The following is a 19,672-nucleotide window of genomic DNA, read 5'->3' as shown; positions in this document are numbered from 1 at the left end:
TGCCGACCGTTACTGCGCGGCCTGCTCCTGTAACTCCCCGACCTGCCAACCACCGCCCAGCGCGGCGATCAATTGCACGCTGGCCAGCAACCTATTGCCCAGCAGAGTCAGATTGGAGCGCTCGTTGCTCAGTGCCGTGGCCTGCACGTTGACCACACTGTTGTAGTCGACGGTACCGGCCTGGTACTGGTTCTCGATCAGACGCAAGGATTCGCGGGCGGCGTCCAGCGCCTGCTGCTGCACGCCACTTTCCTGCTCCAGCACGCGCAGTTGCACCAGGTAATCCTCCACTTCACGGAAGCTGTCCAGCACCGCCTGGCGATATTGCGCCACGGTCTGGTCATAAGCTGCCTGGGTGCGCTGCAGCTCGGCGCTACGCGCGCCACCGTCGAACAGGGTCAGGGCCAGTTGCGGGCCGAGTGACCAGAAACGGTTGGGCACGTCGATCCAGTCGGCGAAGCTGCTACCGCGATAGCCACCGCTGGCGCTGATGCTCAGATCCGGGAACCAGGCCGCCTCCGCCACGCCGATCTGCGCATTGGCAGCCATGACCCGGCGTTCAGCGGCGGCGACATCGGGCCGACGTTCGAGCAACTGCGAGGGCAACGCCACGGGAACGGCCGGCAACGTCGGCAGACTGTCGCGCGCGGCGATGCTCAGCTCGGCCGGGCTCACTCCGACCAATACGGCGATGGCATGTTCGAGCTGAGCGCGCTGCCAGTTCAGATCGATGGCCTGCGCCTCGGTGCTTCTGAGCTGGGTCAGCGCCTGTGTGACGTCGGAGCGCGGCACGATGCCGGCGTTGTACTGGTTTTCGGTCAGACGCAGCGAGCGCGAGTAGGCAGCGACGGTAGCGTCGAGCAGGCGCTTCTGCTCGTCGAGCACGCGCAACTGCAGGTAGTTCTGCACCAGTTCACTCTGCAGACTGAGGCGCAGCGCGGCCAGATCGGCAGCGCTGGCCTCGTAGCTGGCCTGGCTCGCCTCCAGGTTGCGCCGCAGTTTGCCCCACAGATCCAGTTCCCAGGCCGCGCTCAGGCTCAGGTCATAGCTTTTGGAAACGCCCGAACCATTCACATTGGAACCGGACGCACTGCCGCCGCCCTGGCCGCTGCGCGTCACGCCGGCACTGCCGGACAGCGTCGGTGCGAAACTGGCCCGCGCCCCCCGTACCAGCGCCCGCGCCTGCCGGTATTGAGCTTCGGATGCCGCCAGATTCTGGTTGGACAGTTGCAGGCGCTCGACCAGCGCATTGAGCTCGGCATCGCCGTACAACTCCCACCAGGCGCCACGCGCCAGGGCGTCGGCGGGACTGGCCGGCGTCCAGCCCTCGACCTGCTTGAACTGCGCCGGCACTGCCAGCTCCGGGCGCTGGTAGTCAGGGCCAATGGCGCAGCCGGCCAGCACGCCGAGCAGCACGAACAAACCGTAGGAGCGCGCTCTGCGCGCGAACGGGGTGAGGGTAAAAGCTGCGCGAGCAGAGCTCGCTCCTGCGGATGCGGCGGGTTTCATAGCGGATTTTCCAGCGAAGCATCACTGCGCACGCCACGCCAACGATTGACGCGATGCCGCAAGCGGTCGAAATAGAGGTAGATCACCGGGGTGGTGTAAAGGGTCAGCAGTTGGCTCAGCACCAGGCCACCGACGATAGTCACGCCCAGCGGCTGGCGCATTTCCGCGCCCTCGGCGGTGCCCAGCATCAAGGGCAGAGCGCCGAGAATCGCCGCCAGGGTGGTCATCAGAATCGGTCTGAAGCGCAGCAGACAGGCCTGGCGAATCGACTCCTGCGGGGTCAGGCGCTCGCCACGCTCCAGTTGCAGCGCCAGGTCGACCATCAGGATGGCGTTCTTCTTGACGATACCGATCAACAGGAACAGCCCCAGCAACGAGATCAGGCTGAACTCCATGCCCACCAGCTCCAGCGCCAGCAAGGCGCCGACACCGGCCGACGGCAAGGTGGACAGAATCGTCAGCGGATGCACGTAGCTCTCGTAGAGCACGCCGAGGACGATATAGACCACCACCAGCGCCAGCAGGATCATCAGTGGCTGGTTGCCCTGGGTCTGCTGGAAGGCGGCGCCCGTGCCGCCCATCGAGCCCTGCACGCTGGTGGGCAGGCTGAGCCTCGCCACCGCACGCTCGATGGCCTGGCTGGCCTGCTCCAGGCTGACGCCCTCGGCCAGGGAGAAACCGATGGTTTCAGCCGCGAACTGGCCCTGGTGCTGCACGCGATCCTCTTCCAGGCTGCGCTCCCAGTGCGCAAAGGTCGACAAGGGCACGCGCGCACCGTCGGCGGTGACCACCTGGATCTGGTTCAGTGCTTCAGGGTACTGCGCGTACTGCGGATTGATCTCCATGACCACGCTGTACTGGTTGAGCGCCTCGTAGATGGTCGACACCTGGCGCTGGCTGAAGGCGTTGTTGAGCACCGCAGTGACCATGCTCATGTCCACGCCGAGCCGCTTGGCGGTTTCACGGTCTACCACCAGGCGAATCTGCTGGGCGCCCTCGTTCTCCTTGGCATCGATGTCGGTCAGTTCGGGCAGCGCGCGCAAGGCCTCACGTACCCGTGGCAACCACTGGCGCAGGGCATCGAGGTCATCGGAGAGCAGCATGTACTCGTTCTCCGAGCTGCGCCCTTCGCGCCCGCCGAACTGCAGATCCTGATCCGGCATGAGGAACATGCGCCCGCCCGGTACCTTGGGCACTTCCTTGCGCAGACGATTGATCACTGCCTGCGCCGACAGCTTGCGCTCGGCGATGGGCTTGAGGCGCACGATCATGAAGGCATTGTTGATGCCCCCGGAGCCGCCGATGAACCCGGCCACGCTGTGCACCGCCGGATCCGCCAGCACGGCCTTGCGAAAGGCCTCCATCTTCGGCTGCATGACTTGGAACGACAGACCGTCATCGCCACGAATGAAACCGATCAACTGGCCGGTGTCCTGCTGCGGCATGAAGGTCTTGGGCACGCTGACGAACAGGTAAACGTTCAGCGCGATGGTCGCCAGCAGGCTCAGCAGCATCAGCAACGCATGGCGTAGCGCCCAGTCCAGGGTGCGGCCGTAGAAGCCCAGCACGCGCGCCTGCACGCGCTCGCCCCAACGCTGCCAGGCGTTGCTGCTGGCCTCGTCCTCGGCGCGCAGCCAGCGCGCGCAGAGCATGGGCGTCAGGGTCAGCGATACCAACAACGAAATGACGATCGACACCGCCAGGGTCAGCGAGAATTCGCGGAACAGACGCTCGACGATGCCACCCATGAACAGGATGGAAACGAACACCGCGACCAGCGACAGGTTCATCGACAGCAGGGTGAAGCCCACTTCGCGAGCGCCCTTGAAGGCAGCGGCCATCGGTGTTTCGCCGGCATGAATGTGGCGGGTGATGTTCTCCAGCACCACGATGGCATCGTCCACCACCAGGCCGGTGGCGATGATCAGTGCCATCAGCGACAGGTTGTTGAGGGAAAAACCCATCAGGTACATGGCGGCGAAGCTGCCAATCAGCGAAACCGGCACGGCCAGCGCCGGAATCAGCGCCGCACGCCAGCGCCCGAGAAATGCCAGCACCACCAGGATCACCAGCGCCACGGCAATCAGCAGCGTCTGCTCGGCCTCGTGCAGGGTGGCGCGGATCACTGGCGAGCGATCCATCGCCACCTCCAGCTCGACACTGGCCGGGATCACCTCGCGCAAGGCCGGCAGTTGGGCGCGGATGTCGTCGATGGTCTGCAGGATGTTCGCCCCGCTCTGGCGGTTGATCACCAGCAGCACGGACTCCTTGTCGTTGTAGAAACCGCTGTTGTAGCGATCCTCCACACCATCGGTGACGGTGGCCACGTCGCCCAGGCGTACGGCAGCGCCGTCCTGGTAGCGGATGATCATCGGCACGTAATCGGCCGCTTTCTCCAGTTGGTCACTGGCCTGTACCTGCCAGCGCCGCTGATCATCCTCGACCGCGCCCTTGGGGCGCAGTCCGTTGCTCTGCGCGATGGCCTGGCGCACATCGTCCAGGGCAATGCCGTAGTGGTCGAGCAGGCGTGGCTCCAGCGCCACACGCACCGCCGGCAAGGAGCTGCCACCGACCTGCACTTCGCCAACGCCACCGACCTGGGCCAGCTTCTGCGCCAGGATGGTCGAAGCCACGTCGTACAGCTGCCCTTTGTTCAGCGTCGTGCTGGTCAGCGACAGCACCATGATCGGCGCCTGCGACGGGTTGATCTTGCGGTAGCTGGGCATGGTGCGCATGCCGCTGGGCAGCAGATCGCGCGCCGCATTGATCGCCGCCTGCACCTCACGCGCAGCGGTATTGATGTCCTTGTCCAGATCGAACTGGATCATGATCCGCGTGCTGCCCTGGCTGCTGCGGCTGTTCATCTGGCTGACGCCGGAAATGGCACCGAGCGAACGCTCCAGCGGCGTGGCGACGGTGGCCGCCATGATCTGCGGACTGGCACCGGGCAAGCTGGCCTGCACGGTGATGGTGGGAAAGTCCATCTGCGGCAACGGCGCCACCGACAGCAGGCCGAAGCTGACCCCGCCGAGCAGCATGATCGCCAGGCTCAGCAGCAGCGTTGCCACCGGGCGGCGGATGAAGGGCGCGGACAGGTTCATGCGCGCTCGCCCCCATGGCTTCGCCAGCCGCTCCTACGACGGGGGGTCATACCGCGACTCCGGCGGCGCTGCGACCGCTGAAACGGCGCGACAGACGATCGAAGTACAGGTAGATCACCGGCGTGGTGAACAGCGTCAGCACCTGGCTGACCAGCAGACCACCGACCATCACCAGGCCCAGCGGCTGACGCAGCTCGGCACCGGAGCCAGAGGCCAGCATCAGCGGCACCGCACCGAACAATGCCGCCAACGTGGTCATCAGGATCGGCCGGAAACGCAGCAGCGCCGCCTGGTAGATCGCCGCCTCGGGCGTCATACCCTGATTGCGCTCAGCCTCCAGGGCGAAGTCGATCATCATGATCGCGTTCTTCTTGACGATGCCAATCAGCAGGATGATGCCGATGATGGCGATCAGACCCAGATCATTGCCGGTCAGCAGCAGCGCCAGCAAGGCGCCGACCCCAGCCGACGGCAGCGTGGAGAGGATGGTGACCGGGTGGATATAACTCTCGTAGAGCACGCCGAGCACGATGTACATGGTGACGATGGCCGCCAGGATCAGCAGCAGCGTGGACGACAGCGAGGCCCGGAAGGCCTCGGCGGCGCCCTGGAACTCACTGTCGATGGCGCCGGGCAGGCCGATGTCCTGCTGCACCTGCTCGATCACCGCCACCGCCTCGCCCAGCGACACACCGGGCGCCAGGTTGAACGACAGCGTCACCGCCGGGAACTGGCCGATATGGTTGATCAGCAGGCTGGCCGGACGCTCGTCAATGCGCGCCAACGAGGACAGCGGCACCTGCTGGCCATCGCTGGTGGCGACATGGATCTGGCGCAGCGCTGCCGTGCCGATGCGCCCACCGTCGCGGCTCTCCAGCACCACGCGGTACTGGCTGGACTGGGTGTAAATGGTGCTGATCTGCCGTTGGCCGAAGGCGTCATAGAGCGCGTCATCGATATCGCCGACGTTGATGCCCAGACGCGCGGCGGCATCACGGTCGATGTCCAGATACACCTGCAGGCCACGATTCTGCAGGTCGCTGGCCACGTCGGTAAGCTGTGGCTGCTGGCGCAGCGCCTCGACCAGGCGTGGCGTCCAGGTTTCCAGCAACTGCCCATCGGGTGACTCCAGGCTGAACTGGAACTGGGTGCGGCTGATGCGATCCTCGATGGTCAGATCCTGCACCGGCTGCATGAACAGCTCGATGCCCGGCACCTTGGCCAGCTCGGGCCTCAGACGCTCGATCACTTCACTGGCGGTGACGTCACGCTCGGCGTGAGGCTTGAGGTTGATCAGCAGGCGTCCGCTGTTGAGCGTCGGGTTGTCACCATCGACGCCGATGTAGGAAGACAGGCTGGCCACCGCTGGATCACGCAGGATCACCTCGGTCAGACGCTGCTGGCGCTCGCTCATGGCGCTGAAGGATATCGACTGCGGCGCCTCGGAAATGCCCTGGATCACCCCGGTGTCCTGCACCGGGAAAAAGCCCTTGGGCACGGCCAGGTACAGCACCACGGTCAGCCCCATGGTGGCCACGGCCACCAGCAGCGTCAGCGGTTGATGCCTGAGCACCCACTGCAGGCCAACGCCGTAGCGCTCGATCATGCCGTCGATGAAGCGCCCGGCCGCCTGGTGGAAACGCCCCTCCTCGCCCGCCCGTTCGACCTTGAGCAGGCGCGCGCACATCATCGGTGTCAGAGTCAGCGACACCACCAGGGAAATCAGGATGGCCACCGCCAGGGTGATGGCGAACTCGCGGAACAGTCGGCCCACCACATCGGCCATGAACAACAGCGGAATCAGCACGGCAATCAGCGACAGGGTCAGCGAGACCAGGGTGAAACCAATCTGCCGGGCGCCCTTGAGCGCGGCATTGAGCGGCGTCTCGCCCTCCTCCAGATGGCGGGCGATGTTCTCCAGCATGACGATGGCATCGTCCACCACGAAGCCGGTGGCGATGGTCAGCGCCATCAGCGTCAGGTTGTTGATGGTGAAGCCGGCCATGTACATGACGGCAAAGGTGCCGATCAGCGACAGCGGCACCACGATCGACGGAATCAGCGTGGCCGACAGTTTGCGCAGGAACAGGAAGGTCACCATCACCACCAGGGCGATGGCCAGCAGCAACTCGTGCTGCACGTCGCGCACGGCAGCGCGGATGGTCTGGGTGCGATCGGTCAGCACTTGCACCTCGATGCTGGCCGGCAAGGTGCTGGTCAGTTGCGGCAGCAGCGCCTGGATGCGGTCGACCACCTCGATGACGTTGGCCCCCGGCTGGCGCTGCACGTTGATCAGCACGGCCTGGTTGCGGTCGGCCCAGGCCGCCAGACGCTCGTTCTCGGCGCCGTCGTCGATCTGCGCGACATCCTGCAGGCGCAGCGCGGCGCCGTCCTTGTAGGTGAGGATCAAGTCGCGGTATTCGTCCACTGACTTGAGCTGGTCATTGGCATCGAGCTGCGAGACGCGGGTCGGGCCATCGAAGTTGCCCTTGGGCTGGTTGACGTTGCTGCTGGTGATCAGGCTGCGCACGTCGGCCAGGCTCAGGCCATAAGCGGCCAGCGCCTCGACATTGACGCGGATGCGCACCGCCGGGCGCTGGCCGCCGGCCAGGGTGACCAGGCCGACGCCGCTGGTCTGCGCGAGTTTCTGTGCCAGGCGGGTATCGACCAGATCGTTGACCTGCGGCAACGGCAGCGCCTTGGAGGTCACCGCCAGGGTCAGCACCGGCGTATCGGCCGGGTTGACCTTGTTGTACACCGGCGGCGCCGGCAGATCATTGGGCAGCAGATTGCTCGCGGCATTGATCGCCGCCTGCACTTCCTGCTCGGCCACCGCCAGGGAGACGTCCAGATTGAAACGCAGGGTAATGACCGAGGCGCCACCGGAGCTGGTCGAGGACATCTGCTTGAGCCCGGCCATCTGGCCGAACTGGCGTTCCAGCGGCGCGGTCACGGCGCTGGTCATCACATCCGGGCTGGCACCGGGGTATAGGGTCAACACGCGGATGGTCGGGTAGTCCACCTCCGGCAGCGCCGATACCGGCAGCAGGCGGTAGGCGATGAGGCCGCCGAGAAAGATCGCCACCATCAGCAGCGTGGTCGCGACCGGCCGCAGAATGAACGGGCGGGAAATATTCATGCTTCTTTCCGTGCGGCGCGGCCTTGAGCACTGTGCTTGGCGCCCTGCTCGACCTGGCTGGTGTCGCCGGCCGGCAGGTTGCTGCGCTCGATCACTTCGACCTTGCCACCGTCACGCAGACGGTCGGTGCCTTCCAGTACCACCCGCTCGCCCGGCTCGACGCCGCTGCTGACCAGGCTACGCTCGGCATCGCTGGCGGCGATGACCACCGGACGAATGCTGACCTTGCTCTCGGCGTCCACCACATAGACGAAGGTGCCCTGGTTGCCGAACTGCACGGCCGCCGACGGCACGATGGTCGCACCCGGGCGATTGTCCACGCGCAGACGTACGTTGACGAACTGGTTAGGGAAGAGCATTTGCTCGGCGTTGTCGAAGCGCGCCTTGAGTTTCACGGTACCGGTAGCGGTGTCGATCTGGTTGTCCAGGCTTTCCAGCGTGCCCGTGGCCAGTTTGAGTATTTCACCGCGATCCCAGGCCTCGACGGCCAGGCTGATGCCGTCGCGGCGGCGCTGCAGCACGGCAGGCAGATCGCCCTCGGGCAAGGTGAAGATCACCGAGATCGGCTCGGTCTGGGTAATCACCACCAGCGGCGTGGTATCGCCACTGCGTACCAGGTTGCCGATGTCCAGCTGACGCAGGCCGAGGCGCCCGGAGATGGGCGCACGGATCTGGGTGAAATCGAGGTTCAGCTTGGCCGTGGCCACATCCGCCTGGTTGCTCTTCAGGCTGCCACGGTACTGGTTGACCAGAGCCTGCTGGGTGTCGAGGGTCTGCTTGGCGATGCTGTCCTGAGCGTACAGGCCCTTGTAGCGCGCCAGATCCAGTTCGGCGTTTTGCAACTGCGCCTGGTTTTCCTGCAGGGCGCCCTGGGCCTGCTGCAAGGCCACCTGATAGGAGCGCGGATCGATCACCGCGAGCAGATCGCCGGCCTTGACCTTCTGCCCTTCCTCGAACAACACCTTGACCAGTTCGCCATCGACCCGCGAGCGCACGTTGACCGTGTTGTAGGCCGTCACCGTGCCCAACGCCTTGAGCGTGATGGCGAAGTCGCCCTGCTCCACCGTGGCCAGGCGCACGGGCACTGGGCCCATGTCACCAAAGGGGCCACGCCCCATGTGTTGCGACTTTGGCGCGCTCGGCCAGAACCACCAGAGCAGCACGCCCAGCACGGCGAGCAGGACGAGGCCGATCAGCCACTGGCGAGAGGGTTTGCGGGAGGGCGAAGAGGAGCTGATATCAGGCATGTTCACAAGGTCGACGCAATCGGGAGTCGCAACGATAAGCACAGGCCCCCATCAAGCAAAGCCCATTTACCCGCTTTTTACGCAGGACTTACGTAACCAACTATTTGAGCGGAAACGAAAACGGCCTGCATGGCAGGCCGTTTGCGAAACGAGACCGCGCTTACTTGAGCGCAGCCAGGGCAGCAGCGTAGTCCGGCTCGTTGGCGATTTCAGCGACCAGCTCGGTGTGCAGCACCTTGTCCTGCTCGTCCAGCACCACCACGGCACGTGCGGCCAGGCCGGTCAGCGGGCCGCTGGCGATGGCCACGCCGTAGTTCTTGAGGAAGTCGGCCCCGCGCAGGGTGGACAGGTTGACCACGTTCTCCAGGCCTTCGGCGCCGCAGAAGCGTGCCTGGGCGAACGGCAGGTCGGCGGAAATGCACAGCACCACGGTGTTGGCCAGTTGGCTGGCTTCGCCGTTGAACTTGCGCACCGAGGTCGCGCAGGTCGGGGTGTCGACGCTCGGGAAGATGTTCAGCACCTTGCGCTTGCCTGCCAGGCTGGCCAGGGTGACATCGCTCAGATCGCCGCCGACCAGGCTGAACGCCGGAGCTTGCTGACCGACTTGCGGCAGTTGGCCGTCCACTTGAACCGGGTTGCCTTTGAGAGTGACTTGCGCCATGAGGAGTTTCCTTTTAGTGAGGATGTTGAAGGGCCGATTCGCACTGTTGCACCCGCAACAGATGGCAGGTCACGACCCGACCAGCCCATCAGCCTAGCGCAGAAGCGCAGCCGATACACCGGAGGCCGAGTAGGGATTTAGAAATCGCGCTTGTAGAACAGATCCAGCGAGCTGGCCAGACCGCTGGCAGCCTCCAGGTACAGCTTGCGGGTCAGCTCGTAGCGCAGCGCGATGGTATTGGCCGGCTCGAACACGCCCACACCATAGCGCAGGCTGAGGCGATCGGTGATCGCACCACTGGCGACTACGCTGGTGGTGATGCCGCTGCCCTCGGTGTCGAGCTGGAAGTCCTTGATGCCCAGGCTGCCAGCGAGGCTGGTGGTCAGCGAGGAACTGCCGGCCAGCCCCAGCGCCAGCGCCGCCTGGCCAAGCATGTTGTTGTCGCCACTGCTCTGCCCCATCGGCCGGCCCAGTACCAGGTAGGACAGCGCCTGCTCCTGGCTCATCGCCGGCTCGGAGAAAATCGTGGTGCTGGGCTGTTCGGCATTACCGGACAAACGTAGGCCTGCGACCACGTTGTCGACCCGGCGAATGGCCTCGACATCGAGGAATGGCTGATCGATCGGGCCGGCGAACAGCAGGCGCGCCCGGCGGATGGTCAGGCGCTGGCCATAAGCCCGGTAGCGACCGTTGACCAGATCCAGTTCGCCACGCGTATCCAGATCATCACCAATATGCACGCGCCCGCGCAGGTCGGCGCTGAGGCCGAATCCGCTGAACGCCAGCTTGTCCTGGCCGACCTCGACCGTCACGTCCATGGCGATGCCCATGGCCTGCTCTTCGGCGCTCGGCGCCTCGCCAACCACCTGGGCATCGCCGGAAACCTTGACCGTCGAGGCGGGTAGCTCGCGCACGCTGATATCGCCACGGGGGATGCCGACCTTGCCACTGACGGCCAGATGCTGCTGACGCAGGCGCAACTGCAGATCCGGCTCCACCTCCAGCTTCGCGTAGGGCTCCACATTCAGCGGCAAGCGCTGGCCGTGCACGGTCAGATCGCCGCTCAGGCCGTCCTGCCAGTCCAGCTCACCACGCAGATTGCCGCGTCCGGCCTCGCCGCTGCGCCAGGTGCCAGCGAGCTGCATGCGTTCGCCGGCGATCAGCGCCTGCAATTGCAGTTCCTCCAGGCTGACCGGCAACTCGCTACCGGACAGCTCACCATTTTCCAGGCGCAGTTGGCCATTGATCTGCGGCGCCAGCAGATGCCCGCCCAGGCTGCCGCTGCCCAGCAGGCGACCCTGCAGGCGCTCGGCTATGGGCACGAAGGGGCGCAGCACCGCCAGGTCGAAGCCGCTCAGGCGGAACTCGCCAGTGAGCGGCTTGCTCGCTGGGCGCGGGTCGATCCTGGCCGTCAGCGCCAGCTCACCGAGACGCTCGCTGCGCAGGCTCAGCTCGGTATCGACACGCTGCGGCCGCAGTTGAGTGTCGAGACTCAGGCTGTCGTAGGCGAAATCCAGCCACTCGTCCTGCTCCACCTGGCGAATGCGCAATGTGCCCGCGCCGGCATCCAGACGAATGCGGCCGTTCGGCCCGTTGTCCGGCAATTCCACCTTGAGCTGACCGTCGAGCTGGCCCTGCCAGGCGAAATCGTCCGGCAACCAGGGCTGCAGGCTGGCCAGCGGGAATTTTTCCAGCGTCCAGTCCAGGCTCGGCTGCGGCGCCAGGCGCTGCTGCCCGCCGCACAGGCTGGCAGCCCCGGAACGCCAGCAATGCGCGCCCAGGCTCAGGCGCCCACTGGCCAGCCGTTCCAGGGTGGCCGGCTGCTGCAGTTGCCAATCCTGCCCGCCACTGCGCAGTTGCCCGCTGGCGATGCGCCCGCGCCAGTCGCCCTGCTCGCTCAAATTGCCGTCTGCAGCCAGTTGCAGATTCAGCAACGGCCCCTGCAAATCTAGCTGCAGCGATTGGCGGCGTATATCGCCTTCTGCCCTGCCTTCCAGGCGCCCCAGATAGGTATCGCCGATACGGATGCCACGCAGATTGAGCGCCACCAGAGCCTGCTGGCGCGCATCCAGGCTGGCCTGCACCTGCAGACGGCGCAGGCTGGGATCACCGAAGACCAGGCGCTCGCCGGTCAACTGCGCCTGCCCCTGTGGCGCCTGCAACGTACCGGCCAGACTCAGTTGCCCCTGCAGTTGGCCTTGCAGGCCCGGCCAGAGTTGCCCCAGGCGTGGCAGCGCAAGTTCCAGCTGACCACGCAGGCGCTGATCCACAGTGCCCTGGCCGCTGATCCGGTTATCACCCAGGCGCAGCGACAGGCGCTGCAGTTGCCACCGCTGCTCAGCACCGTCGCCCTTGATCTGCAATTGTGCGGGCTGGCCACGCAGGCGGCCGCTGATGTCGATGTCAGCCTGGGCGCGCAGCTTGCCGGCCTCGAAATGCCCCGATGTGTTGAGCGGGCCCGCCAGATTGCCCGGCAGCTGCGCCAGCCAGTAACCAGGGTCGAGCGCACTCAGTTGCAACATCGCCTGCCAGTCGATGCCGTTGGCGAAGCCCAGCTTGAGCACGCCTTCGGCACGCCCCTGGCCGGCCACCAGTTGCAGTTGCGGCAAGGCCACCTGCTGCAGATCACCACTGAACGGCGCGCTCAGGCTGAAAGCACCGGCCGGCCCCTGCAGTTGCGCGGAAAAATTGCCCAGGTAGTTGCCCGCGCTGTAGCTCAGCTCGGCCTGCGCCTGTTGCAGACTCACCGGCAAGGGCTCGTCCAGCGGGTACAGGCGCTGCCAGGGAAAGTCCTGCCAGGCCAACCTGGCCTCGACACCGAACGCCTCCTGCCAATCAAGCGCGCCCTGCACCTGCAGGTGCTGCTGCTCATCGGCCTGGATGCGCAGCGTCTCGATCTGCGCGCCGCGTGCGTCCACTCGCCCCTGCAACTGCAACGTCATCGGCGTCTGCTCGGCCGGCAGGCTGGCCGAACCCTCGACCCGATAGCCGGAGGCCAGGTCGCCCTGGGCACGCAGTTTTAGTTGCTGCAATTGCAGCGTGGGCGGCAAGTCGGCGCTGGCGCTAAAGGCATCGCTGCTCAGTTGCAATTCGGCCGGCAGGTTCTCGGCCAACGCCTGCACCTGGCCGACCAGGCGCGCCGTGAGATAGCCGCTGCTGTCGGCCTGCAGCTTCAGGCTGCGCTGCAGCTCGCCTGCGACCTGCAGCGCCAGGTTCCAGAGCTGGCCGTCGACGGCGGGTAACTGCGCGCGCCCGCTCAGGGTCATCGGCCAGCCAGCGCTGGGGGTCAACTCGCCGCTCAGTTCCAGGCTCAGTTCATCGCGCTGCACGGCCAGGCGCTGCAGGTGCACGCCGCTCTCGTCCCACTGCGCGACCAGGCTCAAGGCGTTGAGCTGCGCCTGCCCGTCCAGGCGCAACTCGCCGAGGCGGATGTCACCCAGTTGCACGCGCAGCGGTAAGGCAATATCCGGCAACTTCAATGCACCGCTCTCGTTCGACTCGGATGTGGGCAGATCCACGGCCGCCTGTTCCATGTGCAGGCGGTCAAGGCACAAGGTCAGGCGCAGCAGGCACAACGGCGACCAGGCCATATCCACTTGCTGCAACGCCACCCGCGTCTCGCCCTGCTGCCAGAGCAGGCTGTCGGCATGCCAGGCGCTGCCCAGGCGTCCATCGAAGCCCTGCACCTGCAATCCCGGCACCTGTGCCAGTAGCCAGCGGCTACCGGCAGCGCTACCCAGCAACATGCCAATTGCCAAAACCAGCACCAACAGCAGCGCCAGCAAACCGCCGAGCGACCACTTCAGCATCGCCCTCACAGTTCCGGCCCCATGGAGAAGTGCAGGCGGATACCGCCGTCATCATCGAGTGCATGGGCCAGATCCAGGCGCAGCGGGCCGACCGGTGACACCCAGCGGATGCCGAAACCGACGCCGGTTTTCAGGGTGGGGAACTCCAGCGAATTGAAGGCATTGCCCTGATCGACGAAAGTCGCCAGGCGCCATTTGTCGCTGAGGCTGTACTGGTATTCGGCGCTGGCGGCGAACAGATAGCGGCCGCCGATCTTGTCGCCACGGTCATTCTCCGGCGACAGGCTCTGGTAGTCGTAGCCGCGCACGCTCTGGTCACCGCCAGCGAAGAAACGCAGCGACGGCGGCACAGCAGTGAAACCATTGGTCTCGGTGCCGCCGAACTGCACGCGACCGAGGAAGCGGTGATTGTCGAACAGCGTGGTCAAGCCCTTGAGCATGACGTTGCCATGCAACACATTGGCATCGGACAGCACGCCATCGACCGCGCCGGCCAGGTCGAACTGCAGACGATAGCCCTGATTCGGATCGAGCCGGTTGTCACTGCGCAGCAGGGAATAACTGGCCCCTGGCATCAGCAAGGTGCTCAAGCCGGTATCGTCGCCCAGGCGATACTCCTCGCGCTGCGCCTTCACCGACAGCACCCGCTGCCAACCACCAGGTCGCTGGCTGTGCCATTCCGGGCCGAAAGTGAGTAGGCGGCTGAGGCTGTCGTTGCTGGCCAACTCTTCGTACTGGTAACCGCCGGCGATACGCAGCTTGTCGGTCAAGGGCGGATCGCCGGGTATGTCGTACCACAGACCGATGTTCTGCCGTGGCGCCGACAGCTCCATGTCCAGGCCGTAACTGTGCCCCTGCGGATTGCGCCAGTGACGCGTCCAGTTGCCGCGCAGGCGCGGCCCGACATCGGTGGAGAAGCCCAGGCCAAGCCCAAGCGTGCGCGGTTCGCGCGTCTGCAAGGCGACGCTGACGGGAATGCGCAACTGCTCGGCTTGTGTGGGAATCGCGTCGACCCGCACCGACTCGAAGTAACCGCTGGACTGCAGCGCCTGATACAGCTCGGCGATCAGTTCGGAGTCATAGGGCGTGTCGGCCTTGAACGGCACCATGCGCCGCAGCAACTCGTCGTCGAACGGGAAGTCGCCGGTGAACGCGATATCGCCCAGGCGATAACGCGGGCCGCTCTGGTAGACCAACTCGATATCGGCGACACCCGCGGCAGGATCGATGGAAAGATGCTGGCGGGTGAACTTGCCATCAAAGAAACCATAGCGCGCAGCCTGGTTCTGAATCAGCCGCTTGGCATCCTCGTAACGCCCATGATGCAGCGTGGCGCCAGGTTGCAGGCGACTGCTGGCCGGCACGCGAAACGCCTTCATTGCGCTGGCAGGGCCTTCGATGCGGATATCGACGTTGCGCAGGCGCACGCGTTCGCCGGGCTCGACCTCGAGGATCAGCCGCGGCGTCTCGCCGTCTTCGATCTGGCTGCGGATGCGCGCCTGGTAGTAGCCGAGCGCCTCGGCGGCCTTGCGCGCCTCGGCTTCGGCGATGCGGCGAATCCGGCGCAAGGCCTGGCGATCACGCCCATCCAGTGTTCCGACATAACCTTCGATATTGGCCTTCAGGGCCGAATTGGCTGGCGTGACCCGCACCTCGAGTTCACCGGCAGCCATGGCCGTGGAACTGACAAGCAGGAGCAACAGGGCACGCCGAACCTGTCCATAGATGCTCATGGCGGGGGATGCTACCACGTCACGCGCCCCGCGCCAGAGCACCGCAGCGCCAGCCCCTTTAAGCGGATTCAGGCTCCGGCGAGCGTCAGTGGCTGCGGGTTGGGATGAAAGAACACATGCTCCACCACCGGCCCGATGGCCAGCTCACCCAGCTCCTCGTAGCCCTGACGGCGATAGAAGTCCAGGTAGCGAGCATTGCCGGTATCCAGCACCACCCCTTGCGAGCCGGCATCCTCGGCGCACCAGGCGTGCAGCGCTTCGAGCAGTTGCTCGCCGCGTTGCTGCCCCTGGAATTCCGGATGAATGCCGATCAGCGGCAATACGTGATAAGGGCCTGGCGGCAGGCAGGCGATCACCGCATCGTGATACTCGAGGTAGCGGCGCGTGCAGCGAAAACCGGTGGTCAGCAGCATGCCCAGGCGCCAGCGCCAGCTCTCGGTGATATCCAGACGGCGCTGCGGCGGTGCGATCAGCGCTGCACCGATCAGACGATCTTCGAGCAACAGGCCAATCGCTGGCAGATCTTCGGAAAAGTGCTGCTTGACCAGTTCGCGCACGGTGGCGCGCACCCGCTGATCGAAACCTGCTCGCTCGGCCTCGAACAGATAGGCGAAGGTCGGTTCGTGGCGATAGGCATGATAGAGAACGGAGCGCACTTCCCGGGCATAGCCGGAATCGAGCATGCGAACTTCGGCAGATCCTTGATGGGGCATGGCTGACCTCTGCGGGTTTGGGTCTTACTGCCAACCTAGCAGTGCTCTGGCCATCCCGCCAGGCGCTGGCCGTCGCCGACGCTGATCGGCTAGCATCGCCTTTTGTCTTCAGGGATCGCCGCCGATGAAAATCGTCTCCTTCAATATCAATGGCCTGCGCGCCCGACCTCACCAACTGCAGGCGCTGATCGAAAAGCATCAGCCGGATGTCATCGGCCTGCAGGAAACCAAGGTAGCCGACGAGCAGTTCCCGGAAAGCGAGATTCGCCAGCTCGGCTATCACGTGCATTACCACGGGCAGAAAGGCCACTACGGCGTCGCCCTGCTCTCGCGTCAGGAACCGCTGAGCCTGCACAAGGGCTTCCCGGGCGATGCGGACGACGCCCAGCGGCGTTTCATCTATGGCACCTTCGCCGATGCTCAGGGCAATCCCGTCACCGTGATGAATGGCTACTTCCCGCAAGGCGAGAGCCGCGACCACCCGGTGAAGTTTCCCGCCAAGCAGCGCTTCTATGCCGATCTGCAGCAACTGCTGGTGGAACGCTTCGACCCGCAGCAGGCGCTGGTGGTGATGGGCGACATCAACATCAGCCCGGAGGATTGCGACATCGGCATCGGCGAACCCAATCGCCTGCGCTGGCTGAAGACCGGCAAGTGCAGCTTCCTGCCGGAGGAACGCGAATGGCTGGCAACCCTGAAGAACTGGGGCCTGGTGGACAGCTTCCGGCACCTTCACCCCGAGGTGAACGACCGCTTCAGCTGGTTCGACTACCGTAGCCGTGGCTTCGAGGACGAGCCCAAGCGCGGCCTGCGTATCGACGTGATCCTGGCCAGCCAGCCGCTACAGGCGCGCCTCAAGGAGGCCGGCATCGACTACGACCTCCGCGGCATGGAAAAGCCCTCCGACCATGCGCCGATCTGGCTGGAGCTAAGCTGATCGCCAAGCGGCGACCCGTCACATCCCTGCAATCTGGCTGACTTAATCTGCGCGGCATCTCCACCCTGCACAAGGTGTTCGCCGCATGCCGCGCGCCCAATCCAGCCAAGACCACGACCTGTGGAGCCGCACGCTGTCGCTGCTGCTCCTGGGTTTCATCTGCTACGCCCTTCCCCTATCGGTATTCGCCGCCCTGCCCCCCGCCCAGAACGGCGCACCCGTCCTGCGTATCCAGGGCTCCAACACCATCGGTGCCAAGCTCGGCCCGGAGCTGATCAAAGCGCTCTTCGCCGCGCAGGGTTTGAGCGACATACGCAGTGAAGCGGGCAAGGCCGAGAACGAACAACGCATTGTCGCCCGCCAGGCCGACGGCCGCCTGGTCGTCGCTGAAGTCGCCGCCCACGGTTCCGGCACCGGGTTCGTCGCACTGAAGAACGGCAGCGCCGATCTGGCCGCCTCCTCACGCCCGATCAAGGCAGCCGAAGCGGGCGAATTGGCGACCCTGGGCGACATGCATGACGCCCGATCCGAACAGGTCATCGCCATCGATGGCCTGGCCATCATCGTCAACCCGAGCAATCCCATCGGCAATCTCAGCGTCGAGCAACTGGCGCGCCTGTTCGCCGGCGAGATTCGTGACTGGCGCGAACTGGGCGGTAGCCCCGGCGCCGTCAGCCTGTACGCCCGCGATGACAACTCCGGCACCTACGACACCTTCAAGGAGCTGGTGCTGGCGCCCGGCGCACGCACTCTGGCGGCGGGCGCGAAACGCTTCGAGTCCAGCAGCCAGCTCTCCGATGAGGTGAGCCGCGACCCGAACGGTATCGGCTTCATCGGCCTGCCCTACATCCGCCAGGCCAAGGCCGTGGCCATCGCCTCGGGCGATTCGCAGCCCATGCTGCCCAGCGCCACGCTGATCGCCACCGAGGACTACCCCCTGGCACGCCGGCTGTTCTTCTACAACCCGGCGCAATCGAGCAATTCCTGGGTGCGCGCGCTGATCGACTTCACCCACAGCCCCGCCGGGCAGAAGATCGTTGCCGACAACGGTTTCATCGCCCAGACGGTGCAGGCGGTCAAGGTCGCACCGCAGGCGCAGATGCCCGCCGATTACCGGCAACTGGCCGAGCAGGCGCAGCGCCTGTCGGTGAACTTCCGCTTCCAGGAAGGCAGCGCCAGCCTGGACAACAAGGCGCAGCGCGACCTGACGCGCGTTCTCGATTACCTCAGAAGCCATGACAAGCTGCACGACAAGGTGGTACTGGTCGGCTTCGGCGATGCCAAGAGTGATCCGGCGCGTGCCGAGCTGCTGTCCAAGCTGCGCGCCATGGCCGTGCGCCGCGAACTGGCCCACCAGGGCGTCATCTTCCGTGAAATCACCGGGCTCGGTGATGAGCTGCCAGTCGCTGCCAACAGTGAAGACAGCGGCCGCCTGCGCAACCGCCGGGTGGAGGTATGGGTCTACTGAACCTGCGTCGCTTGGCAGCTCACCTACCAGTAACTAACCTTTCACCAGCGTGACGCCGGGCCCTCTGGCGGTGAGCTTGCTCACCGTGATGTCGGAGTCACTGAGTCGATCTCCTTCAACTCAGGCAGACATCGAGAGGGCTCATGAACGCTCTACCGGCCTTTTTCACAACGCCCTTATTCGGCACACCCGCCTGGTTCTGGCTGGCCTTCCTGCTGCTGATCATCGTTCTGCTCGTCCTCGACCTCGGCGTGCTGCACCGCGACCAGCACGAGATCGAGGTGCGCGAGAGTCTGTTGCTCTATGCAGGCTATTTCAGCGTTGGCGTGGCGTTCGGCGGCTGGATCGGGTGGGAGCTGGGCGCCACCAAAGCCATGGAGTTCTACACCGGCTTGCTCGTCGAGCAGTCGCTGTCGATGGACAACGTCTTCGTCATGGCGATGATCCTCGGCTTCTTCGGCATTCCCCGGCGCTACCAGCATCGCGTGCTGTTCTGGGGCATTCTCGGGGTGATCGTACTGCGCGCGATCATGATCGGCCTGGGCACGGCGCTGGTTCGGCAATACGACTGGATTCTCTATGTCTTCGGCGCCTTCCTGCTGCTGAGCGGTATCAGGATGCTGCGCAGCGGTGACGATGCGCCCCATCCGGATCCGGCGCAGAATCCGCTGATCCGCTTCGTGCGCAAACGCCTGCGCGTCACCGACAAGCTGCATGACGGCCGCTTCCTGGTTCGCCTGCCGGACGCCAGCGGCAAGACGCTGCTGCATGCCACGCCCCTGCTGCTGGCGCTGATATTGATCGAGCTGGCCGACCTGGTCTTCGCGGTCGACAGTGTGCCCGCCGTGCTGGCCATTTCCCAGGATCCGTTCATCGTCTACACCTCGAACATCTTCGCCATCCTCGGCCTGCGTGCGCTGTATTTCGCGCTGGCTGCGCTGCTGCATCGCTTCATCTACCTCAAGTACGCGCTGGCACTGGTGCTGATGTACATCGGCGGCAAGATTCTCCTGCACGATCTGTTCGAGGTTCCCGCCCTGCTCTCACTTGGCGTAACCTTGGCTCTTCTGGCCGGCGGCGTACTGTTCTCCCTGCTCAGAACGCGCGACCAGAAGGCCATCGAATGACGAGGAGTGGCAATGTCGCAGGTCTGCATAGAACGCCTTGAGCGCCAGGGCCAAGCCGTCTGGCAGGTCAGACTCGGCCGCCGCACCCTGACCTTTCACGAGGAACTGTCGGCACGCGCCTTTGCCGCGCAATTGCATATGCGCCTGACCCAGGCCGACCAACGACCGCAAAGCGAAGACAGGCCGCAATGACGGCAAAAACGACGAGGCCCGCAGATGCGGGCCTCG

The 19,672-nt window shown here is 65.2% G+C and carries 12 protein-coding genes; 4 read left to right on the top strand and 8 right to left on the bottom strand.

Translation table 11 applies throughout. The features are described 5' to 3' along the window. Positions 1–9: 9 nt before the first annotated feature. The 8 genes from ACODS1_RS03755 to ACODS1_RS03720 all read right to left on the bottom strand — a co-directional run bounded on the left by ACODS1_RS03755 (position 10) and on the right by ACODS1_RS03720 (position 15,912). Positions 10–1,509: an efflux transporter outer membrane subunit gene (locus ACODS1_RS03755; protein ID WP_489084599.1), complete on the bottom strand. Its 1,500-nt coding sequence runs from the start codon at positions 1,507–1,509 to the stop codon at positions 10–12. Next, complete coding sequence (locus ACODS1_RS03750; protein WP_489084598.1) at positions 1,506–4,610, bottom strand: multidrug efflux RND transporter permease subunit; 3,105 nt, start codon at positions 4,608–4,610, stop codon at positions 1,506–1,508. The genes ACODS1_RS03755 and ACODS1_RS03750 overlap by 4 nt, the downstream gene beginning before the upstream one ends. A gap of 46 nt (positions 4,611–4,656) precedes the next feature. Continuing rightward, a complete protein-coding gene (locus ACODS1_RS03745; protein WP_489084597.1) occupies positions 4,657–7,749 on the bottom strand; it encodes an MdtB/MuxB family multidrug efflux RND transporter permease subunit in 3,093 nt (1,030 codons plus the stop codon). Beyond that, entirely contained in the window at positions 7,746–8,996 is a 1,251-nt protein-coding gene (locus tag ACODS1_RS03740) for an MdtA/MuxA family multidrug efflux RND transporter periplasmic adaptor subunit (protein WP_489084596.1), read from the bottom strand. The genes ACODS1_RS03745 and ACODS1_RS03740 overlap by 4 nt, the downstream gene beginning before the upstream one ends. Positions 8,997–9,156: 160 nt before the next feature. Next, positions 9,157–9,657, bottom strand: coding sequence for a thiol peroxidase (gene tpx / locus ACODS1_RS03735; RefSeq protein ID WP_489084595.1), 501 nt, complete (start codon positions 9,655–9,657; stop codon positions 9,157–9,159). A 137-nt stretch (positions 9,658–9,794) separates the two neighbouring features. Next, positions 9,795–13,466 carry a translocation/assembly module TamB domain-containing protein gene (locus ACODS1_RS03730; RefSeq protein ID WP_489084594.1) on the bottom strand — a complete coding sequence of 1,224 codons (3,672 nt, stop codon included), beginning with the start codon at positions 13,464–13,466 and terminating at the stop codon, positions 9,795–9,797. 5 nt (positions 13,467–13,471) lie between these two features. After that, complete coding sequence (locus tag ACODS1_RS03725) at positions 13,472–15,139, bottom strand: autotransporter assembly complex protein TamA (RefSeq protein WP_489084805.1); 1,668 nt, start codon at positions 15,137–15,139, stop codon at positions 13,472–13,474. Positions 15,140–15,267: 128 nt separating this feature from the next. Continuing rightward, the gene (locus tag ACODS1_RS03720; RefSeq protein WP_489084593.1) at positions 15,268–15,912 is read right to left on the bottom strand and encodes a GNAT family N-acetyltransferase; all 645 of its coding nucleotides are present in this window, start codon (positions 15,910–15,912) and stop codon (positions 15,268–15,270) included. A 124-nt stretch (positions 15,913–16,036) separates the two neighbouring features. On the opposite strand from ACODS1_RS03720, the gene xthA reads away from it, so the two are divergent. The 4 genes from xthA to ACODS1_RS03700 all read left to right on the top strand — a co-directional run bounded on the left by xthA (position 16,037) and on the right by ACODS1_RS03700 (position 19,636). After that, the gene (gene xthA / locus ACODS1_RS03715) at positions 16,037–16,849 is read left to right on the top strand and encodes an exodeoxyribonuclease III (protein WP_322977898.1); all 813 of its coding nucleotides are present in this window, start codon (positions 16,037–16,039) and stop codon (positions 16,847–16,849) included. Between the two features lie 85 nt (positions 16,850–16,934). Then, entirely contained in the window at positions 16,935–18,317 is a 1,383-nt protein-coding gene (locus tag ACODS1_RS03710; RefSeq protein ID WP_489084592.1) for a substrate-binding domain-containing protein, read from the top strand. 143 nt (positions 18,318–18,460) lie between these two features. Beyond that, on the top strand, positions 18,461–19,444 hold the full coding sequence (locus ACODS1_RS03705; RefSeq protein WP_489084591.1) for a TerC/Alx family metal homeostasis membrane protein: 984 nt from the start codon (positions 18,461–18,463) through the stop codon (positions 19,442–19,444). Between the two features lie 12 nt (positions 19,445–19,456). Beyond that, positions 19,457–19,636, top strand: coding sequence for a hypothetical protein (locus ACODS1_RS03700; protein WP_489084590.1), 180 nt, complete (start codon positions 19,457–19,459; stop codon positions 19,634–19,636). The last annotated feature ends 36 nt before the right edge of the window (positions 19,637–19,672 follow it).

The sequence above is a fragment of the Pseudomonas sp. FG29 genome (assembly GCF_057809355.1).
Note: the sequence above shows the minus strand (reverse complement) of the source record. Positions and strands in the feature narration are given on the sequence as shown.

Excerpts from the sequence above, each read along its gene's own strand:
- ACODS1_RS03730 (WP_489084594.1), bottom strand. The coding sequence starts at position 13,466 with ATGCTGAAGTGGTCGCTCGGCGGTTTGCTGGCGCTGCTGTTGGTGCTG.
- ACODS1_RS03755 (WP_489084599.1), bottom strand. The coding sequence starts at position 1,509 with ATGAAACCCGCCGCATCCGCAGGAGCGAGCTCTGCTCGCGCAGCTTTT.
- ACODS1_RS03700 (WP_489084590.1), top strand. The coding sequence starts at position 19,457 with ATGTCGCAGGTCTGCATAGAACGCCTTGAGCGCCAGGGCCAAGCCGTC.
- ACODS1_RS03750 (WP_489084598.1), bottom strand. The coding sequence starts at position 4,610 with ATGAACCTGTCCGCGCCCTTCATCCGCCGCCCGGTGGCAACGCTGCTG.
- ACODS1_RS03725 (WP_489084805.1), bottom strand. The coding sequence starts at position 15,139 with ATGGCTGCCGGTGAACTCGAGGTGCGGGTCACGCCAGCCAATTCGGCC.
- ACODS1_RS03745 (WP_489084597.1), bottom strand. The coding sequence starts at position 7,749 with ATGAATATTTCCCGCCCGTTCATTCTGCGGCCGGTCGCGACCACGCTG.
- xthA (WP_322977898.1), top strand. The coding sequence starts at position 16,037 with ATGAAAATCGTCTCCTTCAATATCAATGGCCTGCGCGCCCGACCTCAC.
- ACODS1_RS03740 (WP_489084596.1), bottom strand. The coding sequence starts at position 8,996 with ATGCCTGATATCAGCTCCTCTTCGCCCTCCCGCAAACCCTCTCGCCAG.
- tpx (WP_489084595.1), bottom strand. The coding sequence starts at position 9,657 with ATGGCGCAAGTCACTCTCAAAGGCAACCCGGTTCAAGTGGACGGCCAA.
- ACODS1_RS03710 (WP_489084592.1), top strand. The coding sequence starts at position 16,935 with ATGCCGCGCGCCCAATCCAGCCAAGACCACGACCTGTGGAGCCGCACG.
- ACODS1_RS03705 (WP_489084591.1), top strand. The coding sequence starts at position 18,461 with ATGAACGCTCTACCGGCCTTTTTCACAACGCCCTTATTCGGCACACCC.
- ACODS1_RS03720 (WP_489084593.1), bottom strand. The coding sequence starts at position 15,912 with ATGCCCCATCAAGGATCTGCCGAAGTTCGCATGCTCGATTCCGGCTAT.